This is a genomic window from Streptomyces sp. Z26, from assembly GCF_003665095.1.
In the GTDB taxonomy this organism is placed as follows: Bacteria; Actinomycetota; Actinomycetes; order Streptomycetales; family Streptomycetaceae; genus Streptomyces; species Streptomyces phytohabitans.
On record NZ_RCHV01000002.1, the window covers coordinates 2,770,273 to 2,796,584 of the forward strand.

Sequence of the window (26,312 nt, forward strand, 5' to 3'; positions counted from 1 at the left end):
CCCCGGGCCCCCGGCGCTCAGCTCTCCGTGCGGTACATGAGGTCCGTCTCGTGCGTACGGAAGCCCAGCCGTTCGTACACCGTCACCGCCGGCACGTTGTCCGCGTCCACGTACAGCATCGCCGTCGGCAGCCCCCGGTCCAGCGCGAGGTGGCGCAGGCCGAGCGCCGTCAGCGCGCGGCCCAGACCGCCGCCCTGCTCCCCCGGCGCGACGCCGAGCACGTACACCTCGCCCAACTGCTCCGCGCTGTGCACCTTCGTCCAGTGGAACCCGACGAGCCGCCCCCCGCGCTCGGCCAGGAAGAAGCCGCCGGGATCGAACCAGGGCTGGCCCTTGCGGTCGTCCAGGTCGCGCTGCCCCAGGCCGCCCTGCTCCGGATGGTGCGCGAACGCGGCCGAGTTGAGCGCCAGCCAGGCCGCGTCGTCCCCGCCCGGCACGAAGGTCCGTACGGTGACGCCCGCCGGGAGCACGGGCTCCGGCAGGTCGAGGTCGGCCAGCGGGCGGCGCATCTGCCGCAGTTCGCGGAAGAGGGTCAGGCCGAGCAGCTGCGCGAGGTGCCGCGCGCCGGGGTGGCCGCCGTGCGCCCACACCCGCAGCCGCTTGCCGGACAGGGACAGCAGCGCCTCGCCGAGCCGCCGCCCGTAGCCGCGGCCGCGGTGGCCGGGGTGCACGACGAGTTCGGCGGCGGGCGCCTCGACGGGGTCGGTGTCCTCCAGCTGCGCGTAGCCGACGAGTTCGCCGTCGTGCCGCAGGAGCAGATGGCGTACGCCCTCGCGCGCGCCGCCGCGCAGCTGGAGCCTGCCCTGCTCGGAGACGGCCGCCTGCCCGTCCGTACGGGCCGCCGCGTCGATCAGGTCCTGGGCCTCCCGTACGACAGCGGGCGACACCTCTTCCACCACCAGCACGTCGCTCATGGGAAGGAGCCTAGACGCTGCCCGCGCGCGGGTGCCGATCGGTCGGCGCTGAAGGGTGCCCACGGCGCGCTCCGCCGAAACCAAGACTTCACCGTCGGGGCCCTGACACGCTACGCGCGTGGACCGTAAGCTGCCGTCGGCCGCCGACGAGCCACCGCGGACGAGCCACCACCATCCGAGGGGATCCAGGACATGGCAGCGACTTCCCAACGCAGGCGCCACGCGGGCCGGTTGACGATCACGGCCGCCGCGCTGGCCACGGCAGCCGGGCTGCTGTCGGCGGCGGTGCCGGCGAGCGCGGACACGGCCGCGCGGGACGCGGGGCACGAGCACGGCGGCGGGCACGGGCACGGCCGTACGGTCGACGTGCAGATGCTGTCGTTCAACGACTTCCACGGGAACCTCGAACCGCCCCAGGGCTCCTCCGGCAAGGTCACCGAACTCCAGCCGGACGGCTCCACGAAGGACGTCGAGGCGGGCGGCGTCGAGTACCTCGCCTCCAGCCTCCGCACCGCCCGCGAGGGCCACCGCTACTCGGTGACCGCCGCCGCCGGCGACATGGTCGGCGGCAGCCCGCTGCTCTCCGGCCTCTTCCACGACGAGCCGACCGTCGAGGCGATGAACGGGCTGGACCTGGACGTCACCTCCGTGGGGAACCACGAATTCGACGAGGGACGCGCCGAGTTGGAACGCCTCCAGAACGGCGGCTGCCACCCCGAGGACGGCTGCGCCGAGAAGGGGAAGAAGTTCGGCGGCGCCGACTACCCGTACCTCGCGGCCAACGTCACCGACGAGAAGACCGGCGAGCCCATCCTCCGCCCGTACCACGTGTGGAAGCACAAGGGCGTGAAGATCGGCTTCATCGGCGTCACGCTGGAGGGCACGCCGGACATCGTGTCGGCGGACGGCGTGAAGGGCCTGAAGTTCCACGACGAGGTCGAGACCATCGACAAGTACGCCAAGGTGCTGAAGCGCAAGGGCGTCAACGCGGTCGTCGCGCTCGTCCACGAGGGCGGCTCCCCGGCCAGCCCCGCGTACAACTACGACTGCGACAGCCCCGGCGGCGGCGACGGCATCTCCGGTCCCATCGCGGCCATCGCGGAGAAGACCACCTCGAAGGTCGACGCGTTCGTCACCGGGCACACCCACCAGGCGTACGCCTGCACCATCCCGGACCCGTCGGGCACACCGCGTACGGTCACCTCGGCCGCGTCGTTCGGCAAGCTCTACACGGACACCACCCTCACGTACGACCGCGCCACCAAGGACATCGTCCGCACGGAGGTCGGCAGCGCGAACCACGTGGTGAGCCGCGAACAGCCCAAGGCCGAGGACATGACCGAACTCATCAGCCGCTGGGGCGAGTTGGCCGCACCCATCGCGAAGCGCCCGATCGGCTGGATCTCCGAGGACATCGCGGGACGCGACGGCGGAGCGGCCGAGTTCCCCCTCGGTGACCTGGTGGCGGACGCCCAACTCGCCCACGCCAAGGAGCAGGACGACAGCGCCGACCTCGCGCTGATGAACCCCGGCGGCATCCGCGCCGACCTCGTCCACGCCGCCTCCGGCGACGAGGGCGACGGCGTGGTCACGTACGAGGAGGGCTTCACCGTCCAGCCGTTCTCCAACACCGTCAACCTCACGGACCTCACCGGCGAACAGCTGCTCCAGGTGCTGCGCGAGCAGGTCAGCGGCGACAACGAGGAGTCACCCAAGGTGCTCCAGCCGTCCGCCGGTCTCACGTACACCCTCGACATGACGAAGTCCGGCGCCGACCGCGTCGTGGCCGACTCGGTGAAGCTGAACGACGAGCCGCTGGATGCGGGCGCCACCTACCGCGTCGCCGTGAACAGCTTCCTCGCGGGCGGCGGCGACGGCTTCCCCACCCTGGCGGAGGGCGCGAACCCGCTGGTCGGCGGCGACGACCTGGCGGCGCTGGAGACGTACCTGACGGCCAACTCCTCGGCGGACGAGCCGCTGGACGCACCGTCGGCGGACCGCATCGAGGTCGTGGAGTAACCCCCTCGCGACCGTACTCACGACGCGCGGCCCCCGTCCGGAACACCTCCGCTTGGGTTCTAACGGTCCTCGCAACACCTGCGATCTGTGGGAGTTGCGAGGACCGTGGCTGTTGGGCGTGATGATCTTGCAGGGTTGAGGGAGCGTTTCCTTGCGCGGCTGGATGTCGTGGGGAATGTGACCGTGGTGGCGCGTGAGCTGGGGGTGAACCGGAACACGGCTTTCGGTTGGGCTCGGAAGGCCGGACGGATTTCGGTGCGTCTGCCGCGCCGGCATCCCGGGCGTGACGAGTACGAGCGGCTTCGGGCCGCTGGTGTCGCACGGCGGGTGGCGGCCCGGCAGGTTGGTGTGAACGAGCGCACGGCCAAGGACTGGGACTGGGGCGTCAAGAAGACCAGTTCTTCGCGCACTTATGCCGACGGGCGCCGTGTCGACTACGCCACCGGGACCGTCACGATGTGCGGTGTGACCACAGCACCGGTGGGCCTGACGGCCCTGGACAAGCAGCTCGACCCGCGGTTTCTGACACTGGCCGAGCGTGAACGGATCCGCGATCTGCGCGCGACAGGCACGTCGCTGCGGGCGATCGGACGCGCCCTGGGACGGTCGGCGAGCACCGTCAAGCGGGAGATCGACGCGAACTCGGGCAGCGAGGGCTACCAGCCCTACGCGGCCCACCGGGCGGCCGCCTCGCGCAGGCCCCGGCCCAAGGACCGCAAGCTGCTGCGCGAGGGACGGCTGCGACGCTTCGTGAAGGACGGACTGCGCAGGCGGTGGTCACCGGAACAGATCTGCCACGCTCTACGCAGGGAACATCCCGACGACGAGAGCATGCGGGTGAGCGTGGAAACGATCTACCAGGCGCTGTATTTCCAGGCTCGCGGCGGCCTGAAGCGGGAAGTACAGGCAGCCATCCGCTCCGGCCGGACCCGCCGCAAACCACGCCGGGACCCCCAGCGGCGCACACCGCGGTTCAACGACCCGATGATCATGATCAGCGACCGGCCCGCCGACGTCGAGGACCGGGCCGTGCCCGGTCACTGGGAAGGCGACCTGATCATCGGCGCAAACGGCCGTTCCGCGATCGCCACCCTGGTCGAGCGCAGCACCCGCTACACCATGCTGGTCCACCTGCCGGGCGGAGCCCACGACGCCGAGACCGTCCGCGACGGCCTCGTCACCACGGTCCAGACCCTGCCCGCCCACCTGCGCGGCTCCCTCACCTGGGACCAGGGCAGCGAGATGGCACGCCACAAGCAGTTCAGCACGGCCACCGACATGCCCGTCTACTTCTGCGCCCCGGCATCCCCCTGGCAACGCGGCTCCAACGAGAACACCAACGGACTGCTCCGCCAGTACTTCCCCAAGGGCACCGATCTGAGCGCGCACAGCCCCGAAGACCTCGAACACGTCGCCCAGGAACTCAACGGACGCCCACGCAAGACGCTCGGCTGGGATACCCCAGCCGAGCGTCTACGTGATCTACTCACCACCTAAAACCAAGTGGTGTTGCAACGACCCCTCGAACCCAAGCCGGGCGGGGGCCGTGTGTGCGTGGGGGCGCGGCTGGTCAGGCGCCGAAGGCCTCGCCCTTGACCGCCGCGACGAACGACGACCACACACCGGACTCGAACGCCAACGCCGTGCGGTGCGGGTCCTTGCTGTCGCGGACGGGTACGACGCCACGCGCGACGGCGAGGTTGGTGGCGACCTCGACGCACTGGCCGCCGTTACCGCTGTACGAGGACGTGAACCAACGGGGGGTCTCGGTCGTCACGGGATGCCCTTTCGCAACTGCTCGATCATGGCTACGGATTCCGCCTGGGAGTGGGCCTCGGCCTGCAACTGATGGTAGGCCTTGAGCACGGGCAGCACGGAGGCTCCGTCCCGTTCGAGATGGCCCCGTTGCGTCGACTCGGCGTACGACATGATCGAGCGATCGGCCATGGTGAGCACCGTGACGGGCAGGCTGAACGGTCAGCGCTCGCCCATGGAGAACGGGGCCACCTGAAGCACGGTGTTCGGCTGCTCGGCGAATGCCAGCAGGCGTTCGAACTGGGCCTGCATCACCTCGGGTTCACCCATCGGTCGCCGGACGCAGCTCTCATCGAGCACCGCGATGAGCAGCGGTGACGGGGTGCGGACACGCGCGGCTTGCCTGCGCATCGCCAACTCGACCCTCTCCTCGGCTTGTTCGGGAGAGATGGCTTCCCGTCGTACCGCGTCGGCCTCCAATACCGCGGCGTACTCGGGGGTCTGGAGCAGGCCGGGGATGACGCCCACTTCGTACAGGCGGATCTCCGCCGCCCGCGCCTCGTGGTCGACGTACTCCGGGAAGCCCTCCAGCAGGCTGCCGTGCCGGATGTCGCGCCACTCGCGCTCGAACGTGTCCGTGCCCTCTATGCCGAACGCTCGGTCGACGCTGCGTGTGAAGCGAAGAGTCGGAGGCTTCCGGGCGGTCTCCACGGCCGAGATGTGGACGCTGGAGTACTGGATGCGTTCAGCGAGATCCTCCTGGGTCCACTTGCACGCCTCGCGCATGTCGCGCAGACGTGCGCCGAAGGCTGCCCGAGGAGAGCTGTCCGGGTTCAACTCCTTGCGGTTCAAGGTGGTGCCACCAATCTTTCGTTCCCGTATGAACGGTTGAATGGTTCTCCCACAGCTTAGAACAAGCCGACTGCGCCCGGTAGTTGTGCGACCACGGAGCGAGTTCGCGCGGGCGTCACGCACGGGCGGACGCCGTACGGCCTCCCGTTCCGTACGGCGTCCGCCTCCCTCGCGGGCCCGTCGGGGCCCGACTCCCGGTGTCCACCGGTCAGTTGCCGGGGCCGCCCTGGCCCGCGCTGCCGATCGGGCCGACGAAGACGCCGGGGCCCGGCTCGGAGCCGTCGGTCACGGGCAGCGAGGAGCCGCCCGGCCATTCGAGGGTGACCGACTTCGAGTCCCCGGGCGGGGTCACGACCAGGCCCGTGACGCGGATGCCGGAGCCGCCGGAGTCGTTCATCGGGTAGCCGACGGTGAAGGAGATGGTCTTGCCCGGCTTGAGGATCGTCGGGTCGGCGGGCTCGCCCTTGCGGGTCGCGGACAGCGTGCCCTCGGCGGTCTTCAGGTCGACGCCCGCGAAGCCGGAGAGGCGGCAGCCGGTGTCGGTCTTGTTCGTGAAATCCACGGCGACGGAGCCGGTCGTGTCACCGCCGATGGTGCTGTCGCTCGCCTTGATCGTCAGGTCGTCCGTGACGCACTTGGCGAAGCCCTTGGTGGACGAGGAGCCGGAACCGTCGTCCTGCGCCGTGTCCTTCCCGCCGTCCTCGTCGGCACCACCGGAGCCCTCGGCGTCGTCCGAGCCGTCCGCACCATCGGAGTCCGCGCCGCCCTCCGCGGCCTGCGTGGTGGACTCGGACGACGAGTCGTCCTTCGCGTTGCCGTCGTCGTCACCCTGGCAGGCCGTGAGCGAGAGACCGGCGGCGACGGCCACGGCGGCGATGGTCAGCTTGCGAGCACGCATCGTTCTTCCTCGAATTCGTCGGGGTCGCGGCCACCCGGTACGCGTCGCGACGGACCGTCGGTGGCCTTTACGGGGACTAGGAGGCGCCGCGCCGGGCGGAATGTTGCACTCCGCCGCCCCTCCCTACATGCCTGTGACACGCACAGTCGGCTTCACAGGCGCACAACCCGTGGGAACAGCGGATTCCGCGCCGGTTCCGCCGCCTTTCCGCGTACGCCCGTACACCCCGGCCGCTGCTACAGGCCCGTGACCCGGCGGTCCTTGACCCGGTTCGCGGCGTGGCCCGACCCGCGCACGCGCGCGGAGGGGTTCGGGGGCGCATCGGTTCATCCGTTCCGGGGCCCGGAATTCTTTGTTGGGTAACTCCCAGACGCCCGGAATGGGGTGAGGTCCGCCGCGATCCCGTCCCTACAGTGGATTCCTGCTGACGCGCGCGCGTAACGGCGTACCGGACATCAGGTATCGGGTACCGGCAAGTGCCGTGGGAATTCCGGTGGTTGCCCGCCGTGTCGCCGTACGTCGACCGACCGGTACGGACCCCCACACGTATGGGAGAACACGGCAGTGCGGAAGAGAGCGATGAACCTGGCGGTGGCCGCGGCGTGCACCGGCGCCGTCGTCCTGGGCGCGGGCGCCCCCGCGAACGCGGCGGACGGGAACGGCCCGCACCTCACGAACAGCGCGGCGCGGGCGGCGGACACGGCCGCGGTCGCGGCCGAGCAGGACGTCATCCCCATCGACCTGCTCCTGGCGGGCTCCTACGCGGAGCCGGTCCGGGAGGCGATCGAGATCTGGAACAAGGCCGTCCCGCAGATCAAGTTCGTCGAGCAGGACAGCCCGGCGAGCCTGCGCGTCAAGGAGTACACGACGGCGAACGGGACCGGCTCCCACGCGTACGTCAACGGCCTCGGCAAGGGCTGGGTCTACCTGGAGACGGGCGACGCGAAGACGTACGAGCCGACCCGCGTCGCCACACACGAGCTGGGCCACCTGCTGTCGCTGCCCGACCTGGGCCCCGGCAGCGTCTGCTCGAAGATCATGTCCGGTGCCTGGGCCGGGCCGGAGTGCACCAACACCCAGCCGGACGCCGAGGAGATCGCGCAGGTCTCGGACTTCTTCGTGCGGAACGACCTCGGCGACCCGGTCCCGGGCTGGCCGGACCCCACGGACTGACCCCGCTGCCGGACCCCGGCACCGGTCCCGGCACCTCCCGCCGGGTGGCCCGCCGGGTGTCACACCCCGGCGGGCGGCGCGGCCAGCGTGGCGGACGCGGCACGGTGCGCGGCGCCGAACCGGCCCCCGGGGTCAACCGGGCTCGCCGTACGGGGACTTGGTGCGGGCCTCGCGCAACGCCGTGGCCCACCACGCCAGTTGGGCGAGCATGCCGGCGGCGGCCGTGCCGCTGCCGGCCGTGTCCTTCGGGCGGCCGTCCGGGCCGAACGCGCCGCCCGCGTTGTGGAAGCTGAGGGCGTCGCGGACGGTGACGGCGTGGAGTTCGGCGAAGACCTGCCGCAGTTGCTCGACGGCGCGGAGGCCGCCGCTGACGCCGCCGTACGCGACGAACCCGACCGGCTTGGCCTGCCATTCGGTGTGGAACCAGTCGATGGCGTTCTTCAGGGACGCCGGGAAGCTGTGGTTGTACTCGGGCGTGACGACGACGAACGCGTCCGCCGCGGCGAGCCGTTCGGACAGGCCCTGCCGTACGCGTGCCGTGTCCGGCTGCGGGGCGGCGCGGAAGTCCGGGAAGGCCAGGGGGAGTTCGTGGTCCGCGAGGTCGATGACGTCGACCTCCGCGAAGCCGCCGTGCCGCTCCGCCTCGCCCGCGAACCAGCCGCCGACGACGGGCCCGAACCGGCCCTCCCGCACGCTCCCGTAGATCACCGCGAGCCGCGCGCCCGTACGGTCCTGGCCGCCCGTACGGGTCCCGGCACCGGTACGCGTCTCCGCCTCGGGCTGTGCGCTGCTGACGACGGGCATGGTTCCTCCTCGGTGGGGCGGCGCGGTCCGACGCCGCGCCGCGCGACACCGACGACGATGCGACTTGAAGTGAAGTTCAAGTCAAGCGCCGCCGTGCCCGGCACGCCCCCGCTCAGGCCCCGTCCTCCGCGCCCCACCCCGGCGGCGGCTGCCCCGCTCCCGGCAGCCGCAGCAGCGCCTCCGTACCGCCGCCCTCCGGGCGGTCCAGCCGCACCTCGCCGCCCGCCTGCCGCACGGTGCGCGCCACGATGGACAGCCCCAGGCCCGACCCCGGCAGGCCGCGCGCGGACGGCGAGCGCCAGAACCGGTCGAAGACGTGCGGGAGTTCGTCGGCCGCGACGCCCGGCCCCCAGTCCCGTACCCGCAGCGTGCCCGGCCCGCCGGCCACGCCCGCGCCGGAAGCCGCCCCACCCTCGGCCCCCTCCAGCGTCACCGCCACCGTGCCGCCCGCCGGGCTGAACTTCACGGCGTTGTCCAGCAGGTTGACCACCGCCCGTTCCAGCGCGGCCGGTTCGGCCCGTACGTACCAGGGGGCGAGCCGCGCGGTGACGGTGATGCCGGAGTCCCGCAGGCGTACGCGCTCCACCGCCCGTTCGACCGTCTCGTGCAGCGCGAGGACGGCCACGGACGCGCCGGAGCCCGGTGCCGCGTCCGGGCGGGACAGCTCCTGGAGGTCACCGATCAGGTCGCCCAACTCGGTGAGCTGCGCCTTCACGGAGGTGAGCAGCGCCGTACGGTCGGCGGGCGGCAGTTGGCGACCGGTCTGCTCGCTCCGTACGAGCAGGTCGATGTTGGTCCGCAGCGAGGTGAGGGGCGTCCGCAGCTCGTGCCCGGCGTCGGCGATCAGCTGCTGCTGGAGTTCGCGCGAGGAGGCGAGCGAGGCGGTCATGGAGTTGAACGAGCGGGAGAGGCGGGCGATCTCGTCGTCGCCCTCGACGGGGATCTGCACGGTGAGGTCCTCGGTACGGGCGATGTGCTCCACCGCGCCCGTCAGCCGGTACACGGGCCGCAGCCCCGCGCGGGCCAGCGCGACCCCGGCGCCCGCCGCGCCCAGTACGCCCGCGGCGGCGACCAGGCCGAGCACGAGCGCGAGGGTGTCGAGCGACCGTTCCACCTCGGTCATCGGGCGGGCCACGGAGACGGCCGCGTTGGTGCCCTCCAGCGGGCGGGTCAGCACCCGGTAGTCCTCGCCGTCGGCGTGCGCGGTGTGCAGCGCCTCGCGGCCGTCGCCGCGCGCGACCCGTACGTCGTCGGCGGTGACGGGCAGCGGCTGGTCGCCGAAGGCCATGCAGCTGGTGCCGTTGACGTCGACGATCTGCACGGTGGACTCGAACGGGTTCGGCACCGCCTCCCGCTGCTTCTCCGGTACGGCGCGGCACTCGCCGGACTCGACCTGCCGGATGACGGCCTGGCCCGGTACGCGGTTGTCGCGGAGGGCGTCGTCGAGCGAGTTGACGAGTTCGGCGCGGACGAGCAGCCACGCCACCATCGCGCACGCGGCGACGGCGACCGCGACGGCCACGGCCACCAGCAGCGCGAGGCGCGAGCGCAGCGGCAGCGCGTTGAAGCGGCGCCGCACTACGCCCGCCCCCGGGGACCGCCGGGCCGCGCCGGACCGCCGTGACCCGGACCGGTCTGCCCCGCCCCGCCGTGCCCCGGACCTGCCGGAGCGCCCCGCCCCGCGTCGGCCTCGCGCAGCACGAAGCCGACGCCCCGTACGGTCTGCACGAGGCGCGGTTCACCGGCCGCCTCGGTCTTGCGGCGCAGGTACATCACGTACACGTCCAGGGAGTTGGACGTCGGCTCGAAGTCGAAGCCCCAGACGGCCTTCAGGATCTGCTCCCGCGTCAGCACCTGCCGGGGGTGCGACAGCAGCATCTCCAGCAGCATGAACTCCGTACGCGTCAGCTCCACCGACCGCCCGCCCCGCGTCACCTCGCGGCTGCCGAGGTCCATCCGCAGGTCCGCGAAGGCCAGCACGCCGGGCGCGGCCACGGGGGCGCCCGGCGCCGCCGCCGTACCCGTCGCGCCACCGCCCGCCTGCTCGGCGTACGAGCTGCGGCGCAGCAACGCGCGGATGCGGGCGAGGAGTTCGTCCAGCTCGAACGGTTTGACGAGGTAGTCGTCGGCGCCCGCGTCCAGGCCCGTCACGCGGTCCCCCACGGTGTCGCGCGCGGTCAGCATGAGGATCGGCACCCGTACGCCCGCGGCCCGCAGGCGTCGGGCCGCGGTGAGGCCGTCCATGCGGGGCATCAGCACGTCGAGGATGATCAACTCCGGCTCGTGCGCGGCCGCCTGCTCCAGGGCGTCGAGCCCGTCGACGGCGAGCAGGGTCTCGTAGCCCTCGAAGCTGAGGCTGCGGCGGAGGGCGTCCCGCACCGCGGGCTCGTCGTCGACGATCAGTACGCTCATGCCCTCCAGCATGCCCTCCGCGTACGGCTCGACGGCGGGCACGTCCACCGCGTACGGGTCGGCGTACGGCTCCGGGCCCCCGCCCGCGTACGGGTCCGGGTACGGCTCCGGGCCGGGGCCCGCGTACGGCTCCGCGCCGCCGCCCGTACGCGGGGCCGCGTACCGCCGGTCAGTCGTTTCCGGCACGGAGCTCGCCCAGTACCTGCTTCACGGCGTTCACGGGGATGGCGAAGCCGAGCCCGGCGCTGCTCGCCTGCGAGCCGGAGGCGCCGTCGCCGCCGTCGCCGTACATCGCGGAGTTGATGCCCACGACCTGGCCCGCCATGTTCACCAGCGGGCCGCCGGAGTTGCCGGGGTTCAGCGAGGCGTCCGTCTGGAGCGCCTTGTACGTGGTGGTCTCCGTGCCGACGTCGCCGTTGTACCGGCCGCCGCCGAACTCGAACGGCCACCGGCCGTCCTGACCGCCGCCGCCCTGACCGGAGCCGCCGCTCTCCTTCTGCACCTTCACCTCGCGGTCCTTCGCCGAGATGATTCCGCTGGTGACCGTCCCGGTCAGGCCCTCGGGCGAGCCGAACGCCACCACCTCGTCACCGACACCGATCCGGTCGGAGTCACCGAGGGGCGCGGGCTTCAGGCCGCTGACGCCGTCCACCTTCACGAGCGCCATGTCCAGGTCGGGGTCGGTGCCGACCACGTCGCCGGTGACCTTCTTGCCGTTCTCGAACGTGACCTGGACCTTGTCGGAGCCCGCGACCACGTGGTTGTTGGTGAGTATCTCGCCGTCCTTGGTGATCACCACGCCGGAGCCGGTGGACTCGCCCTCGGCGGAGGTGGCGTTGATCTCGACGACGCTCGGGCTGACGGACTCGGCGACCTCACCGACCGACCCGTTCCGCGCGGAGGTCTGCGTCACGGACGCGGCGGAGCTGCCGCCGCCCCCGTCCGACCCGCCCCCGTACGCGCCCTCGACGAGCGCCCCCGTACCGCCCCCGACCAGCGCCGCCACCACGGCGACGGCCGCGAGCAGGGCGCCGGGACGGCGGGCCCGGTGACGCGGCGGCGCGGGCGCAGGGGCCGCCGGGGGCGGCCAGGCGGCGTGCGGCGGTACGGGGGGCTGCTCGGGCGGGGGCGGTACGGCGCCGGGGTGCTGGGCGTCGGAGGGGTGCGGGTCCGGGCGGTGCGGGTCGTATGCGTTCATGGGGATCAGCGTGCTGGCCCCGCATGAGATTCGTCTGAGGGCCCGCTGAGCTTGCCGTGTGTTTCCGCGCGGGCGCCGGGCCCGCGGTGCGCGCCGGGCCCGGACACGCTCCGGAGGGGCTACGTCGGCTGGTACGCCTGCTGGTACGCCGCCGCCGCGCCCTCCCGTACGGCCGGGGTGTCGCCCCACTCGTGCAGGATGCCGTCCCAGTCGTGGGTGGCGGTGGCGGTCTCGCCCGCGTACGCCTGCCCGCTCCCGTACTCCTGCGCCGCCGGCCCCTGGCCGTGCTCCTGCCCCCAGCCCTGGTGCCCGCCGGTCCCCCAGGCCGCCTGGTCCGCCGCGACGGTGGCGTCCCACGCGGACGACGTCTGCTGGGCCGGGATGGTGCAGGTGTCGGCCCGCGTCGCGCCGGTGCCCGCCCCCGCGCCGCGGCGGTGGCGCCCGCCGGTCTCCTCCTGGCCGTACCCGGCGCGGTGCGGGCCGAGCCTGCCCTGCACGGACAGCTGCTGCGCGCGGGACACCAGGCGCGGCAGGTCCAGCCCGAACTCGGTGGCGAGCACCTGGAGGTCGACGCCGGTCTGCCAGCCGCCGACCAGTACGGCGTCCATCGCCGCCGACCACACCGGCTCCCCGCCCGGACCACCCGCACCGCCGCCGGTCGCGCCGACCACCGTGACCTGCGGCGGCGCCGACGGCGGCGGGGGCGGCGGGGGCGCCTGCTGCGGCGGCGGGGGCACGTACGCCGTGCCCTCCGCCCCGCCCTCGTCCGCGTACGGCTCCTCCGCGGCCGGCGCCGTCGGGAGCGGCGGCAGGGGCGCGGCGAGCAGTTCGTCCGCGACCGCGCGGGCGTCCTCCTTGCCCACCGTGCGCCGGGCGACGCGCACCTCCCGCTCGGTCAGCCCGAGGAGGTCGGCCACGGCGCCGTCGTTCCGTACGGTCACGGCCAGCGCCGCGAGCGTCCGCGACCTGGTGGCCTGCGCGTCGTCGAGGGTGCCCTGGACGTCTCTCACGTTCTCGTCGCTACGGCAGAACGCCTCTGCCAGTACCGCGTTGCGATCCCAAAGCTGCCTCGGTTCCATGTACCGCTCAACGGGCGCACTCCCCCGAACGCATCCGTTTTCCGCCGTGGATCACACCAACGGCCGCGAACCCTTCGGGTGGCGTTGGGCCGTCCGAAGGAGCCCAGGTCACACGGTCGGAGCAAGGGGGCGGGCGCGGCGGGCGCGGCCGGTGCGGTGCTACGCGCAGCCGCAGGAGCGCCGTACGACCAGCCCCGACGGGAACTGCCGTACGCGCTCGCGCCGCGACCCCAGCACCCGCAGCCCGTCGTCCAGCACCAGATCGACGGCGGCCCGCGCCATCGCCGGGCGGTCGGAGGCGACGGTGGTGAGCGGCGGGTCGGTGAGCGCCGCCTCCTTCACGTCGTCGAAGCCCGCCACCGCCAGCTCGCCGGGCACGTCGAGGTCCAGCTCGCGGGCGGCCCGCAGGACGCCGATCGCCTGGTCGTCGGTGGCGCAGAACAGCGCGGTCGGCCGGTCCGGGCGGGACAGCAGGTCGAGGGCGAGCTTGTACGTGTCGTAGCGGTTGTACGGGGCCTTCACCAGGCGGCCCTCCACCGGGCGGCCCGCCTCGCTCATCGCGCGGGCCCAGCCGTCGACGTGGTCGGTGACCGGGTCGCCGTTCTCCGGGGTGGAGTCGACGCCGCCGAGGCAGGTCACGGACTCGTGCCCGTGCTCCAGCAGGTGGCGGGTGGCGAGCTGCGCGCCGCCGACGTCGTCGAGGACGACCGCCACGTCGTCGATGGCCTCGGGGCGGCGGTGCAGGAGGACGACGCGGGCGTCCCAGGCGTCGATCTCCGTCGCGGAGTGCTCGCTCGGCCCCTGGCTGATGAGGATGAGGCCGGAGACCCGCATGCCGAGGAACGCGCGGAGGTAGTGCACCTCGCGTTCGTCGAGGTAGTCGGAGTTGCCGACGAGGACCATCTTCCCGCGGTCCGCCGCGGCCTGCTCGACCGCGTGGGCCATCTCCGCGAAGAACGGCTGGCGCGCGTCCGGGACGATCAGACCTATCAGGTCGGTCCGGCGGGAGGCCATGGCCTGCGCGACGCGGTCGGGGCGGTACCCCAGCTCCTTGATGGCCGCGAGCACCCGTTCCTTGGTGGCCGGGGCCACCGGGCGGGGCCCGTTGTTGATCACATAGCTGACCACCGCGGTCGACGTACCCGCCAGCCTTGCCACATCGTCCCGCGTCACCTTGGCCACAGCCGTCAGTCTACGCGGGGGGCGTCCGCCGTCCCCCCGTGCGCGCACGGTTCGTACGGCGGCCCCGCCCGCGCCCCGCCCCCGAAGGAGGCGGGGCACTCGGGGGGCGTGCGGTCAGCGCGTACGGCCGGAGTCCGCCGCCTGCCGGGTGACCGCCTCGGCGGCCTCGGTGACGCTGCGGGAGCCCGCGTCCTTCTTGCCGCCCGCGGCGGACGCCTTGTCGCCCTTCTCGGCGGAGACGAAGCGGTAGCCCACGTTCCGCACGGTGCCGATCAGCGACTCGTACTCCGGGCCGAGCTTCGCGCGCAGCCGCCGCACGTGGACGTCCACGGTGCGGGTGCCGCCGAAGTAGTCGTAGCCCCAGACCTCCTGGAGCAGCTGGGCCCGGGTGAAGACCCGGCCGGGGTGCTGCGCCAGGTACTTGAGCAGCTCGAACTCCTTGAACGTGAGGTCGAGCACCCGCCCCTTCAGCTTCGCGCTGTACGTGGCCTCGTCGACCGAGAGGTCGCCGTTGCGGATCTCCATCGGGCTGTCGTCGGCGGTGATCTGCTGGCGGCCGGTCGCCAGCCGCAGCCGCGCCTCGACCTCGGCCGGGCCCGCGGTGTCGAGCAGTACGTCGTCGACGCCCCACTCGGCGGTGACGGCGGCGAGCCCGCCCTCGGTGACGACGAGGACCAGCGGGCAGCCGGGCCCGGTGGACCGCAGCAGCTGGCAGAGGGCCCGGACCTGCGGCAGGTCGCGGCGGCCGTCGACGAGGACGACGTCGGCGCCGGGGGCGTTCACCAGCGCGGGGCCCTCGGCGGGGGCCACGCGTACGTTGTGCAGGAGGAGTCCCAGTGCCGGGAGCACCTCGGTGGACGGCTGGAGGGCGTTGGTGAGCAGGAGGAGCGAACTCATACGCTCCCACCTCCCGTTCGCGGCGTTCGGTGTCCGGCTCGTCGACCCATGGTGGGTTCCTTCCTCGGTCCCGCGAGGACGTCGGCGGCACCGCGTCGTGCCGCCCGTGAAAGCACGAAAGGACCCGGGGGCTACGCTGCCCAGGTCCCTCATTCGCAGCAGAATATCGCACCGGGCCCGGCAACGGCAGTGTGAGATGTCCGACCTGCCCGGCACGCGTGAACGGAAAGTGACGGTCGCCCGTACGTCCCGTCACCCGCACACCCTCCGGATACGGGACGGAAGCGGACATGGGGACGATGCGGCCCGCGCGGCACGCGACACCCCGGCGAGGCGCCATCATGGGACCCGCACCGGAACCGGCGAGAGGGACCACAGCATGGCGAGCGGCACGATCCGCTACTGGGCGGCGGCCAAGTCCGCGGCCGGGCTCGCGGAGGAGAGGTACGACGCCGCGACGCTCGCCGACGCGCTCGCCGACGCGCGGGAACGGCACACCGGGCGGCCCGAGTTCGCGCGCGTGCTGCTGCGCTGCTCGTACCTCGTGGACGGTACGCCCGTCGGCACGCGCACGCACGAGATCGTGCGGCTGAGCGAGGGCGGCACCGTCGAGGTGCTGCCGCCGTTCGCGGGCGGTGCGCGGTGACGGGCGGGACGCCGGGCCCGGGACAGGGGCAGGGTCCGTACGGCGGGCAGGGTCCGTACGGCGGGCAGGGTCCGTACGGGGGTGGGCCGTACGGGCAGCAGCAGCCGCCCGTGACGTACCCGCGGGACGCGTCGCACCCGGCGCCGCCGGACCGGGGGCAGGGGCAGGGGTACGTACCGCCGCAGCACGCGCAGCCACCGCACGTACCGCCGCACGCGCAGCAGACCCAGCCGCAGCCGCGGGTCCGGCCGGAACCCGAGCCCGCGCCCGCCTCCGAGCCCGCGCCCCGCGCGGCGGGTTCCTCGCGCCGCGCCCGCCCCAGCCCGATCATCGCGCCCGGACTCCAACCGGCCGCCGTCACCGCCGTACTGGCGCTGCTGCTGGCCGCCACCGCGCCGCTGCCGCGCGCCGCGCTCGCGGGCGCCGTGGTGCTGCTCCAGGCGGTGACGGCCGCGGGCTGGTTCCGGCTGAACGGGATGTGGCCCGCGCGGCAGGGCATCGTGCTGGCGTTCCTCGCGGGCGTCACGGCGGACGTCGCGCTGCTGACCGCCGGACGGGAGCACACGGGCGCCGCGATCGTCGGCTCGCTCGGCGGCTGGCTCGTGCTGGCGCTCGTCCTGCACCTGCGCAACCAGTCGAGCCCGGACGAGCGGCTGTACGCCCTCACCGCCTCGTTCACCGCCACCGCCCTCACCGTGGTCGCCGCCGGGCACCTGGCGATCGCCCCGACGAGCACCGACGCGGTCGGCGTGGGCGCGGCGGCGGTCGGCGTCGCCGTACTGGCGCGCGCGGTGCCGCTGCCCGCGTTCGTCTCGCCCGCCGTGGCGCTGCTCGCGGCGACCGGCGCGGGCATCGCGGCGGGCCGGATCACCGGCTTCGCCGCCGACGGCGCGGCGGGCGCGCTGCTGGGGCTGGCCGCCGGGGTGTGCGCGCTGGTCGGCCTGCGGGTGGCCAGTTACGACTTCCCGTCCCGTTTCGTGCACATGACGGCCGGGGTGGCGCTGCCGCTGACGTTGGCCGCGCCCGCGGTGTACGTGCTGGGCCGCGCCCTGGGCTGACCCCGGCGGGCGGACCCGGGCGGGCGGAGCGCCGCGCGGGTGTACCGGCTTCGCCACGGAGCCGTACCCCTCCCGTTCCGGGCCGCCGACCGGGCGGGACACCGCGTTACGCTCACGGGAGTCGAACTCCTGGGGGACGCGCGTATGCGGGCATTGCGGATCAGTCTTGTCGTCCTCGTGGTGCTCGCGGCCCTGTTGACCGCCGCCGACCGCGTCGCCCTGAAGCTGACGGAGGACGAGGCGGCCGAGCAGGTCAGGGCGGCGCAGGGGGTCTCCGGTACGGACTCCGCCTCCGTGGAGATCCACGGCTTCCCGTTCCTCACGCAGCTCGCCGCCCGTGAACTGGACGACGTGGACGTGGAGCTGACGGGCATGACCGCCGCCGCGAGCGGCCAGGAGGTCAAGGTCGCGCGGGTCGACGCGGAGCTGTCGGGCGTACGGGTCGACGGGGCCTTCGACAGCGCCACGGCGGACGAGGCCAGCGGCACGGCGGACGTCTCGTACCGGGACCTGAACGCGCTCGCCCCGCGCGGCGTGCGCGTCGCGTACGCGGGCGAGGAGCGCGCCGCGAAGAACCAGGTGAAGATCACCGCCCGCGTCGACGTGCTGGGCCGGGAGTTCGAGCTGCCGTCGCCCGTCTACAGCACCGTGCGGGTCGCCGAGGGGAACGTGCTGCGGCTGCACGCCGACACGATCCCGGGCTCCGGCATCCCCGGCGCGGAGCGCGAGGTCCGGCGGAACGTGGACTTCCAGTCCGACGTGACCGGCTTCCCGAAGGGGCTGGAGCTGAAGGAGGCGGACGTGACGGCCGACGGCGTGACCTTCGCGCTGGACGGCAGGGACGTGGAGCTGACGCGGTAGCGCGACCGGCCGGGAGGCGGCGGGCGACCGCCGCCGTGTACCCGCCGTCCACGGGCCGAGACGACGGGGTCCGCCGTACGGTTGCCGCACCCCGGAAGGCGTCCGCCGCCCGCGCCGCGGGGCATCCCGAGCGGCACCAGATCCCGTATGGCGGACCCTTCCGTCTCATCATGCGGATTCCCGGTGACAGTGCCCCGTGCCTCTCCTACGATCGAAGGCATGAAGCGACAGGCGGTTCTCACGAAGCGACGCGCAGTCGACCTGTGCCGCGTCGCCGCCATGCTCTGTCGCGGCGCCGTCTGACGGCCGTCCTCCGCCGCCGCGCGCGCCCGGGACCGCCGACGTACCGCACCGTACGCACGCCCCCTTCCGCACCATCCGCCGCCAGCCCCCGCTCGTGCGCGCACCGCCCCGTGCCGTGCGCGGACGACGACGTGTGAGCGCCGTTCCACGCAGAGTCCGCACGCACCCAACCTGCCCTCCGGAGGAGAACCCATGAGCCGCAGTGACGTCCTGGTGGACGCCGACTGGGTCGAGGCCCGCATCAACGACCCGAAGACGGTCATCGTCGAGGTGGACGAGGACACCTCCGCGTACGAGAAGAACCACATCACGAACGCCGTCCGGATCGACTGGAAGCAGGACCTCCAGGACCCGGTGCGCCGCGACTTCGTCGACCAGGCGGGCTTCGAGAAGCTGCTCTCGGAGAAGGGCATCGCCAACGACGACACCGTCGTCCTCTACGGCGGGAACAACAACTGGTTCGCCGCCTACGCCTACTGGTACTTCAAGCTCTACGGCCACCAGGACGTGAAGCTCCTCGACGGCGGCCGCAAGAAGTGGGAGCTGGACTCCCGCGACCTGGTCGCGGCGGTGCCGGAGCGGAGCCGCACCGAGTACCGGGCGCAGCCGCAGGACACCTCCATCCGCGCGTTCCGCGACGAGGCCGTGGCGGCGATCGGCGAGAAGAACCTGGTCGACGTGCGCTCCCCCGACGAGTTCAGCGGCAAGCTGCTCGCCCCGGCGCACCTCCCGCAGGAGCAGTCGCAGCGCCCCGGGCACATCCCGAGCGCGCGGAACATCCCGTGGTCCAAGTCGGCCAACGACGACGGCACCTTCAAGGCGGACGACGAGCTGAAGGAGCTGTACGAGGCGGAGGGCGTGGACCTGGGCAAGGACACCATCGCGTACTGCCGCATCGGTGAGCGGTCGGCCCACACCTGGTTCGTGCTGCACGAGCTGCTGGGCCAGCCCAACGTGAAGAACTACGACGGTTCCTGGACCGAGTACGGCTCGCTCGTCGGCGTCCCCGTGGAGCTGGGCTCCAACTGAGCGGTGGCGCGCGCCGCACGCGTGCGGCGCGCGCGGCGGCGGACAGGGTGACGCGTACAGAGCGGCAGAGCAGAGAAGCGGAAGAAAGGGGACCGTATCCATGTGCGGTGCACAGGCAGGCGGCCCGGACGCCTCCACCATCAAGCCCGGCGAGACGACGATCCAGGGCAGCGTGACCCGTGACGGCCAGCCCGTCACCGGCTACGTGCGGCTGCTCGACGCGACGGGCGAGTTCACGGCGGAGGTGCCGACGTCCGCGACGGGCCAGTTCCGCTTCTACGCGGCCGAGGGCACGTGGACCGTCCGCGCGCTCGTCCCGGGCGGCACCGCCGACCGTACGGTGGTCGCGCGGGACGGCGGTCTGGCGGAGGTCGCGATCGCGGTCTGAGCCGTCACGGCCACCGCGCGCGGACGGGACGAGACGAGGGCCGCGGCCCGCACCGGTGACACACCGGGCGGGCCGCGGCCCTCGCGCCGTACGGGCCCGGGGGCACCGCCGCGGGCCCGGCTACCGTGGGCGCATGGCGAAGAAGCTCGTGCTCAAGGTGACAGCCGGGGCAGACGCCCCGGAACGGTGCTCGCAGGCGTTCACGGTGGCGGCCGTCGCCGTGGCCAGCGGGGTCGAGGTGTCGCTGTGGCTGACCGGCGAGTCGGCGTGGTTCGCACTGCCGGGCCGCGCCACGGAGTTCGCGCTGCCGCACGCGGCGCCGCTGCCGGAGCTGCTCGACGGCGTGCTGGCGGACGGCCGGGTCACGCTCTGCACGCAGTGCGCCGCGCGCAGGGGCATCGAGGAGAAGGACGTGCTGCCGGGCGTACGGATCGCGGGCGCGCAGGTCTTCGTGAGCGAGGCGCTGGGGGACGACGTACAGGCGCTGGTGTACTGACCCGCCGCCCGTACGTGCGCGTGGGGCGGCGGTGTCAGCCGTCCCCGGCGGCCGGGCCGTGCGGCTCGGCGGAGAGCAGGTCGACGGCGCGGCCGTCGAGGAGGCGCTGCGTCGCGGCGGAGCGGGGCAGCATCGTCTTCTCGTAGGCCCGTACGGCGTCGGCGGGGGTGTCGTGGGTGGCGAGCGCGAGGGCGAGTTCGCAGGCGTCGAGCATCGCGAGGTTGACGCCGACGCCCAGCGGGGGCATCAGATGGGCCGCGTCGCCCAGCAGCGTGACGGTCGGGCTCGGCTCCCAGGTGTGCGGGACGGGCAGCGCGTACAGGGGGCGGTCGACGTACGGGCCGTCGTTGTCGCCGACCAGTCGGCGCAGCCCGGGTGACCAGTCGCGGTAGCGGTCGAGCAGCAGGGCGCGCAGGGCGTCGGTGTCCCCGGCGGTGAGCCCGGCGGCGGCGAGCCAGTCGGCCCGTACCCGCTGGACGCAGTACACGCGGACGTGGCCGCCGCTGGCGCGCTGCGCGAACAGGCCGCGCTCGCCGTCGGCCGCGGCGGCGCTGCCGCCGCCGACCAGGGCGGCGACCTCCGGGTGGCGGCGGTCGACGTCGTGGAACGACGCCTCCAGGAAGCTGACGCCCGTGTAGCGCGGGGTGGCCGGGGAGACCGCGCGGCGGACCCGCGACCAGGCGCCGTCGGCCCCGATGACCAGGTCGGCCTCGGCCGTGCCGCCGTCGGCGAAGCGCAGCAGCCGCGGGCCGTCGTCCGGCCCCTCGACGGCGCGCAGCGTACGACCCCAGCGCACCGTGCCGGGCTCCAGCGCGCGCAGCAGCAGGTCGCGCAGCTGGCCGCGGTCGATCTCGGGCTTGAACCGCTCGCCCTCGGCCGGGACGTGGTGGAAGCCGAGCGCGCCCGTCGCCGCGTCCAGCTGCCGCATCTCCTGCCCCTCGGGGCGGGCGAGGCGGTGGAAGGCGTCCAGCAGTCCGGCCTCGCGCAGGGCGAGCTGCCCCTGGTCCTCGTGCAGGTCGAGGGTGCCGCCCTGGTCGCGGGCGTCGGGCCCGGCGTCGGCGTCGTGGACGGTGACGGCGACGCCGTGCCGCTGGAGGACGCGCGCGCAGGTCAGGCCGCCGGGTCCGGCGCCGACGACGGCGATGCGGGGAGTGGTGGTCATGGGGGTGGTGCTCCGTTCGTACGGGGTGGGGTGCCGGGCCGTACGGCGATCGCGCGGCACCCCACCAGAAAAGCACAACGGATGAACAAGTGCAACGAGTCAACTTTTTTATCAGGGCAACCCATGCGGTAGCGTGCCCCCATGCCAGCCCCGAGCCCGCGGCACGGCGGCACCGCCCCCGAGCCGCCCGAGCCGCCCGCACCCTCCGCGTCCCCCGCGCCCCCGGGGCGCCGCGAACGCAAGAAGGCCGCCACCCGCCAGGCCATCGCGGACGCCGCGCTGCGCCTCTTCCTCGCCCGTGGCTACGACGACGTGGGCATCCGCGAGATCGCCGACGCCGCCGACGTGTCGACCACGACGCTGTTCAAGCACTTCCCGGTGAAGGAGGCCCTCGTCTTCGACCGGGACGCCGACATGGAGGCCGGTCTCCTGGCCGCCGTACGGGACCGGGCCCGGGGCGAGTCCATCCCGGTCGCCCTCCGGGAGCACGCCCTGCGCCACCGCGGCGCGGACCCCGGCGGCGACCCGCGTTTCGCGGCGTTCCTGGAGCTGGTGAACGGCACCCCCGCCCTCCGCGACTACCACCAGGCGATGTGGCTGCGGCACACCGCCGCCCTCGCCGCGGTCATCGCGGACGAGAGCGGGCTCCCCGCCGACGACGCCGCCTGCACCGCCCTCGCCCACTACGCGCTGGAGGCGCCCCGCGCCGCCCGCGCCCACGGCGGCGGCCGCGAGGCCCTGGTGCGGACGTTCCAGCTGCTGGACCAGGGCTGGCGTTCGCTGGCGCCCCCGCGCCCGTAGCGGCGGCGGCGCACCTCACGGCGACGGGTCGGGAGCGGGCGACCAGGTGGTGTCCGGGCGGCCCTTGAGGGGGTGGCTCGCGGCGTCGGATGCGGTGCGGCGCAAGGCGGAGGATCGCCCTCGTACCGGGTCGTACGTGGACGACTGCGACAACGCGGCGAGGTGCCGTAGCCGTCGTCGCGAGCCCGAGGAGATCGCCCGGACATCGCCTAGACTCGACGGGGGCCGTCATCGCAGGAGGCCCCGTGACACCGCACAAGGAGAGCCCCCGTGCTTGAGGTCTTCTTCACCACGCTGATGGTCCTGGTCGCCGTCGGAACGGCCGCGTTCGCCGGCCTCACCGTCAAGAAGCTCTACCAGGGCCAGCGCTGAACGCCTCCCTGCCCGCCGTCCCCGCTACAGATCGCCTGAGCCAGCCATGATCGAGATCCCGTCCGACCTCCACCCGGACCTCGTGCCCCTCGCCTTCCTCCTCGGCAACTGGACCGGTGCCGGAGTGGCCGCCCTCGACGGCGAGGAGGGCCCCGGCACGGGCAAGTGCAACTTCGGGCAGGAGGTCGCGTTCAGCCACGACGGCCGCGACTTCCTGGAGTACGTCTCGCACAGCTGGGTCCTCGACGCCGAGGGCCGCAAGACGTCCCCGTTGGAGACCGAGAGCGGCTACTGGCGCATCGACAAGGACCGCCAGGTCGAGGTCGTCATGATCCGCGACCAGGGTGTCGCGGAGGTCTGGTACGGGGAGATGGCGCACCAGAAGCCGCAGATCGACCTCGCCACGGACGCCCTCGCGCGGACCGCCTCGGCCGGTCCGTACAGCGGCGGCAAGCGCCTCTACGGCTACGTCAACGGCGACCTGATGTGGGTCGGGGAGCGGGCGACGCCGGAGCGGGAGCTGTACCCGTACATGTCGGCGCAGCTCAAGAAGGTCGTCGACCCGAGCGAGTGGGCGAAGGACCTCAAGGACCTGCCGGACGACGGCATCGCGTTCTTCCGCTAGAGACGCCACCGCCCCGCCCCCGCCGCCCGCCGTCTCCGGCGGCCTCGGCACGTACGGGGGCGCGCGGTACGCTGAAACGCGCCCCGTGGGGGAAGCCGGTCGGAATCCGGCGCTGACCCGCAACGGTAGGTGGTGCCCCCGCGGCACCGCGAGCCCGAATGCCCACGGCGGCGCACGCTCCTGACACTCGCCGTGGTCTGCGAGGGGAAGCCGCGCGGACCGTCGCGGGCGGGCAGTACGACGCCGGTGGCACCCGGGCAGCGCATGCCCGGACCTCCGCGGCCCGACGCGAAGGCGGACCGCGATGCCCCCGCCCACCAGCCCCCGCGAGGCCGCCCCGGCGCCGCCCGCCGAGGCGCGCGACGGGGACCCCGGCGGAGCCGGCCCCGGGACCGCCGCCGCCCGTGCCCCCGCGAAGGACGTACGTCCGGACGCCGCCGTCGAGGCGTTCCGGCGGGCCGCGCCCGGCCGCCTGCCCGTGCCGCTGCTCGCCGCCGTACTGGCCGCCGCGCTGCTGCTGTCCCTGCTGTGCGCCGTCGCGCTCGGCGCCTCCGGCATCGGCTGGGACGACACGACGCGGTACCTGCGCGCGGGCCTCACCGGCGGGCGCGTCACCGCCGAGGAGCGCCCCGCGTACACCATCGTGTGGGAGCTGCGCTTCCCGCGCGCCCTCCTCGCCGCCGTCGTCGGCGCCGGGCTGGCGGCCGTCGGGGTCGCCGTGCAGGCGATGGTGCGGAACGCGCTGGCCGACCCGTTCGTCCTCGGCATCTCCTCCGGCGCGGCGGTCGGCGCGAACGCGGTGCTGCTGTTCGGCGCGTTCGCCGGGCTCGGGGTGTGGGCGCTGTCGGCGGGGGCGTTCGTCGCCGCGCTCGGCGCGATGGGCCTGGTGTACGCCGTCGCCCGCACCGCGTACGGGCTGACGCCGCTGCGGCTGGTCCTCACCGGCACCGCCCTCTACTACGCCTTCACCGCCGTCACCACGCTGATGGTCTTCGCCGCCGAGCACGGCGAGGCCGCGCGCTCCGCCATGATGTGGCTGCTCGGCGGTCTCGGCGGCGCGTCCTGGGCGTCGCTGCCGATCGCGGCCGCCGCCGTCGCCGCCGGACTCGCCCACCTCCTCCTGGCCGCCGGTCGGCTCAACGCCCTCGCCATGGGCGACGAGACCGCCGCCGCCCTCGGCGTGGACGCGCCCCGGCTGCGCCGCGAACTCTTCCTGACGACCGCCGCCGTCACCGGCGCCGTCGTCGCCGTCAGCGGCGCGATCGGCTTCGTCGGGCTGATGGTGCCGCACGCCACGCGCATGCTGATCGGCGCCGACCACCGGCGCGTACTGGTGGTGGCGCCGCTGCTCGGCGCGGTGCTGCTGGTCTGGGTCGACGTGCTGTCCCGCACGGTGCTCGCGCCGACGGAGCTGCCCGTCGGCGTGCTCACGGCCGTCATCGGGGTGCCGTGCTTCCTGCTGCTGATGCGACGGCGGGGCGGCGGCCCCGCGTTCGGGGGTGCGTGATGCGGGTCGACGTCGACGCGGTGACGGTGGAGGCCGCGGGCGCCACGCTCGTACGGGACGTGACGCTGCACGCCGGGAACGGCGAGCTGGTCGGGCTCGTCGGCCCCAACGGCAGCGGCAAGTCCAGCCTGCTGCGCTGCGTCTACCGCGCCGCGCGGCCCAGCGCGGGCACCGTACGGCTCGACGGGGACGACCTCCGCGCGCTGACGCCCCGCGAGAGCGCCCGGCGGTTGGCGGCGCTGCCGCAGGAGGGGGTCGGGGAGTTCGCGTTCACGGTGGCCGAGGTGGTGGAGATGGGCCGACTGCCGCGGCAGCGGGCGACGGCCCGTACGACCGACGCGGACCGGCGCGTGTGCGCGGCGGCGCTGGCGCGGGTCGGCGCCGCGCACCTCGCGGGGCGCGGCTACCCGGAGCTGTCCGGCGGCGAGAAGCAGCGGGTGCTCATCGCGCGCGCCCTCGCGCAGGAGCCGCGCGTGCTGGTCCTCGACGAACCCACCAACCACCTGGACATCGCCCAGCAGTTGGAGGTCCTGGCGCTGGTACGGGCCAGTGGCCTGACCGTGCTCACCGCGCTGCACGACCTGAACCTGGCCGCCGTCCACTGCGACCGGCTGCACGTCATCGACCACGGCGCGATCGTCGCCTCCGGCCCACCGCACGACGTGCTGACGCCGGAGCTGCTGGCGGACGTGTTCGGCGTACGGGCGCACCGCGTGCGGCACCCGGAGTCGGGCGCGGTGCAGCTGCTGTTCGACCGGCTCCCGCGCTAGCCCCACGCCCCGCCCCCGCCCACTCCCCGGAGGAGAGACCCATGCGCACCCGCGCCCGTACCCTCGCCCTCGCGCTGTCGCTCGGCGCGCTCGCCCTCACCAGTGCCGCCTGCGGCGCCGACGTGGAGGACGACCCGAAGTCCGGTGCCGACGAGGCCGTCACGCTGACCAACTGCGGGCGGGAGGTGACGTACGAGAAGGTGCCGGAACGCGTGGTGACGTACGACGTCGGGATCACCGAGATCATGTTCGCGCTCGGGCTGAGCGACCGGATGGCCGGTTACGCGATGGCCGACGACAAGGGCGACCTGGACGGCGTCGCCTGGCGGGACGGCTACGAGCGGACGAAGTGGCTGTCGAAGAAGCGCGTCAACAAGGAGCTGGTGCTGGACGCCCGCGCCGACTTCGTCTTCGCCGGGTGGAACTACGGCTTCGACGAGGGCGAGGGCTTCACCCCGGCGGTGCTCGACAAGCTGGGTGTCGACTCGTACGTGCTCTCCGAGTCCTGCCGCAACGGCGGCGAGACCTCGCGCGGCCGGAGCCGCGGCGTGATGCCGCCGCTCGACGCGCTCTACACCGACCTGCGGAATCTGGGGAAGCTGTTCGGCGTCGAGGACCGGGCGGAGTCGCTGATCCGGAGGTTCCGCGCGCAGGTGGCGAGGACGGAGGCGGGCGTACCGGAGGACCGCGAGCGGCCGACGGTGTTCCTCTACGACGACGGGCGGGACAAGCCGTTCACCTCGGGCCGGTACGCGGGGCCGCACTCGATCATCACCAAGGCGGGCGGCGACCACGTGATGAAGGACCTCGAGGACAGCTGGACGACGGTCGGCTGGGAGACGGTCGTGGACCGGAACCCGGACGTCATCGTGATCAACGACTACGGCGACGTGTCCGCCGCGGCGAAGAAGCGCTTCCTGACGTCGTACGGCCCGCTGCGGAACGTCTCCGCGATCAAGCACGACCGGATCTTCACGCTGGACTACGCCGACCTCGTCGAGAGCCCCCGGAACCCGGCGGCGATCGCGGAGTTGGCGGCGTACCTGCGGAAGCTGCCGGACTGAGCCGCGCGAGGGGCCGCCGGGTGCGTGACGGCCGGGCGCGGGCCCGC

The 26,312-nt window shown here is 73.7% G+C and carries 25 protein-coding genes, 1 pseudogene and 1 riboswitch; of the genes and pseudogenes, 14 read left to right on the forward strand and 12 right to left on the reverse strand.

The window, feature by feature from the left end:
* Positions 1–17 precede the first annotated feature (17 nt).
* Positions 18–914, reverse strand: a complete 897-nt coding sequence (mshD, locus tag D7M15_RS12220; protein WP_121517538.1) for a mycothiol synthase — start codon at positions 912–914, stop codon at positions 18–20.
* Between the two features lie 192 nt (positions 915–1,106).
* Between mshD and D7M15_RS12225 the strand changes: the two genes are divergently transcribed.
* Together D7M15_RS12225 and D7M15_RS12230 are read left to right on the forward strand one after the other, a co-directional pair.
* Positions 1,107–2,933, forward strand: coding sequence for a bifunctional metallophosphatase/5'-nucleotidase (locus D7M15_RS12225; RefSeq protein WP_121517539.1), 1,827 nt, complete (start codon positions 1,107–1,109; stop codon positions 2,931–2,933).
* A gap of 456 nt (positions 2,934–3,389) precedes the next feature.
* Entirely contained in the window at positions 3,390–4,430 is a 1,041-nt protein-coding gene (locus tag D7M15_RS12230; RefSeq protein ID WP_165906359.1) for an IS30 family transposase, read from the forward strand.
* A 73-nt stretch (positions 4,431–4,503) separates the two neighbouring features.
* Here the strand turns inward: D7M15_RS12230 and D7M15_RS12235 are convergent, their stop codons facing one another.
* The 3 genes and pseudogenes from D7M15_RS12235 to D7M15_RS12245 form a co-directional block, all read right to left on the reverse strand.
* Positions 4,504–4,710: a DUF397 domain-containing protein gene (locus D7M15_RS12235; protein ID WP_121517540.1), complete on the reverse strand. Its 207-nt coding sequence runs from the start codon at positions 4,708–4,710 to the stop codon at positions 4,504–4,506.
* Positions 4,707–5,540: pseudogene (locus tag D7M15_RS12240) on the reverse strand (Scr1 family TA system antitoxin-like transcriptional regulator). The gene D7M15_RS12235 and the pseudogene D7M15_RS12240 overlap by 4 nt, the downstream one beginning before the upstream one ends.
* Positions 5,541–5,748: 208 nt before the next feature.
* Positions 5,749–6,438, reverse strand: a complete 690-nt coding sequence (locus D7M15_RS12245; RefSeq protein ID WP_121517541.1) for a DUF4232 domain-containing protein — start codon at positions 6,436–6,438, stop codon at positions 5,749–5,751.
* Positions 6,439–7,017: 579 nt separating this feature from the next.
* Between D7M15_RS12245 and D7M15_RS12250 the strand changes: the two genes are divergently transcribed.
* Positions 7,018–7,611 (forward strand): snapalysin family zinc-dependent metalloprotease, encoded by a 594-nt coding sequence (locus tag D7M15_RS12250; RefSeq protein WP_240649280.1) that lies wholly within the window; start codon positions 7,018–7,020, stop codon positions 7,609–7,611.
* Between the two features lie 132 nt (positions 7,612–7,743).
* On the opposite strand, the gene D7M15_RS12255 is transcribed toward D7M15_RS12250, so the two are convergent.
* The 7 genes from D7M15_RS12255 to D7M15_RS12285 all read right to left on the reverse strand — a co-directional run bounded on the left by D7M15_RS12255 (position 7,744) and on the right by D7M15_RS12285 (position 15,183).
* Positions 7,744–8,415: an NAD(P)H-dependent oxidoreductase gene (locus D7M15_RS12255; RefSeq protein ID WP_121517543.1), complete on the reverse strand. Its 672-nt coding sequence runs from the start codon at positions 8,413–8,415 to the stop codon at positions 7,744–7,746.
* A 112-nt stretch (positions 8,416–8,527) separates the two neighbouring features.
* Positions 8,528–9,994, reverse strand: a complete 1,467-nt coding sequence (locus tag D7M15_RS12260; RefSeq protein WP_240649281.1) for a HAMP domain-containing sensor histidine kinase — start codon at positions 9,992–9,994, stop codon at positions 8,528–8,530.
* Positions 9,994–10,839: a response regulator transcription factor gene (locus tag D7M15_RS12265; protein ID WP_121520670.1), complete on the reverse strand. Its 846-nt coding sequence runs from the start codon at positions 10,837–10,839 to the stop codon at positions 9,994–9,996. Before D7M15_RS12265 ends, D7M15_RS12260 begins: the two co-directional genes overlap by 1 nt.
* Before the next feature lie 157 nt (positions 10,840–10,996).
* Positions 10,997–12,025 (reverse strand): trypsin-like peptidase domain-containing protein, encoded by a 1,029-nt coding sequence (locus tag D7M15_RS12270; protein WP_121517544.1) that lies wholly within the window; start codon positions 12,023–12,025, stop codon positions 10,997–10,999.
* Positions 12,026–12,144: 119 nt separating this feature from the next.
* Positions 12,145–13,035 (reverse strand): hypothetical protein, encoded by an 891-nt coding sequence (locus D7M15_RS12275; RefSeq protein ID WP_121517545.1) that lies wholly within the window; start codon positions 13,033–13,035, stop codon positions 12,145–12,147.
* 228 nt (positions 13,036–13,263) lie between these two features.
* Positions 13,264–14,286, reverse strand: coding sequence for a LacI family DNA-binding transcriptional regulator (locus D7M15_RS12280; RefSeq protein WP_121517546.1), 1,023 nt, complete (start codon positions 14,284–14,286; stop codon positions 13,264–13,266).
* A 114-nt stretch (positions 14,287–14,400) separates the two neighbouring features.
* Entirely contained in the window at positions 14,401–15,183 is a 783-nt protein-coding gene (locus tag D7M15_RS12285; protein WP_121517547.1) for a response regulator transcription factor, read from the reverse strand.
* Positions 15,184–15,562: 379 nt separating this feature from the next.
* On the opposite strand from D7M15_RS12285, the gene D7M15_RS12290 reads away from it, so the two are divergent.
* The 6 genes from D7M15_RS12290 (at position 15,563) to D7M15_RS12315 (ending at position 19,964) form a co-directional block, all read left to right on the forward strand.
* Positions 15,563–15,829, forward strand: coding sequence for a MoaD/ThiS family protein (locus D7M15_RS12290; protein WP_121517548.1), 267 nt, complete (start codon positions 15,563–15,565; stop codon positions 15,827–15,829).
* Complete coding sequence (locus tag D7M15_RS12295; RefSeq protein ID WP_121517549.1) at positions 15,826–16,887, forward strand: hypothetical protein; 1,062 nt, start codon at positions 15,826–15,828, stop codon at positions 16,885–16,887. Before D7M15_RS12290 ends, D7M15_RS12295 begins: the two co-directional genes overlap by 4 nt.
* A 144-nt stretch (positions 16,888–17,031) precedes the next feature.
* Positions 17,032–17,748, forward strand: a complete 717-nt coding sequence (locus D7M15_RS12300; RefSeq protein WP_121517550.1) for a DUF2993 domain-containing protein — start codon at positions 17,032–17,034, stop codon at positions 17,746–17,748.
* A 495-nt stretch (positions 17,749–18,243) separates the two neighbouring features.
* Positions 18,244–19,080: a sulfurtransferase gene (locus D7M15_RS12305; protein WP_121517551.1), complete on the forward strand. Its 837-nt coding sequence runs from the start codon at positions 18,244–18,246 to the stop codon at positions 19,078–19,080.
* Positions 19,081–19,180: 100 nt separating this feature from the next.
* Entirely contained in the window at positions 19,181–19,468 is a 288-nt protein-coding gene (locus D7M15_RS12310) for a DUF1416 domain-containing protein (RefSeq protein WP_121517552.1), read from the forward strand.
* A gap of 133 nt (positions 19,469–19,601) precedes the next feature.
* Entirely contained in the window at positions 19,602–19,964 is a 363-nt protein-coding gene (locus tag D7M15_RS12315; protein ID WP_121517553.1) for a DsrE family protein, read from the forward strand.
* A 34-nt stretch (positions 19,965–19,998) separates the two neighbouring features.
* Here the strand turns inward: D7M15_RS12315 and D7M15_RS12320 are convergent, their stop codons facing one another.
* Positions 19,999–21,126, reverse strand: a complete 1,128-nt coding sequence (locus D7M15_RS12320; RefSeq protein ID WP_121517554.1) for an NAD(P)/FAD-dependent oxidoreductase — start codon at positions 21,124–21,126, stop codon at positions 19,999–20,001.
* 141 nt (positions 21,127–21,267) lie between these two features.
* On the opposite strand from D7M15_RS12320, the gene D7M15_RS12325 reads away from it, so the two are divergent.
* From D7M15_RS12325 to D7M15_RS12350, 5 genes are all read left to right on the forward strand, one after another.
* Entirely contained in the window at positions 21,268–21,927 is a 660-nt protein-coding gene (locus D7M15_RS12325; protein ID WP_121517555.1) for a TetR/AcrR family transcriptional regulator, read from the forward strand.
* A gap of 418 nt (positions 21,928–22,345) precedes the next feature.
* Positions 22,346–22,924, forward strand: coding sequence for an FABP family protein (locus D7M15_RS12335; protein ID WP_121517556.1), 579 nt, complete (start codon positions 22,346–22,348; stop codon positions 22,922–22,924).
* An 88-nt stretch (positions 22,925–23,012) separates the two neighbouring features.
* Positions 23,013–23,088: riboswitch (cobalamin riboswitch) on the forward strand.
* 140 nt (positions 23,089–23,228) lie between these two features.
* Complete coding sequence (locus D7M15_RS12340; protein WP_121517557.1) at positions 23,229–24,431, forward strand: iron ABC transporter permease; 1,203 nt, start codon at positions 23,229–23,231, stop codon at positions 24,429–24,431.
* A complete protein-coding gene (locus D7M15_RS12345) occupies positions 24,431–25,201 on the forward strand; it encodes an ABC transporter ATP-binding protein (RefSeq protein ID WP_165906239.1) in 771 nt (256 codons plus the stop codon). The genes D7M15_RS12340 and D7M15_RS12345 overlap by 1 nt, the downstream gene beginning before the upstream one ends.
* Before the next feature lie 41 nt (positions 25,202–25,242).
* Complete coding sequence (locus D7M15_RS12350; protein WP_121517559.1) at positions 25,243–26,265, forward strand: ABC transporter substrate-binding protein; 1,023 nt, start codon at positions 25,243–25,245, stop codon at positions 26,263–26,265.
* Positions 26,266–26,312: the final 47 nt, after the last annotated feature.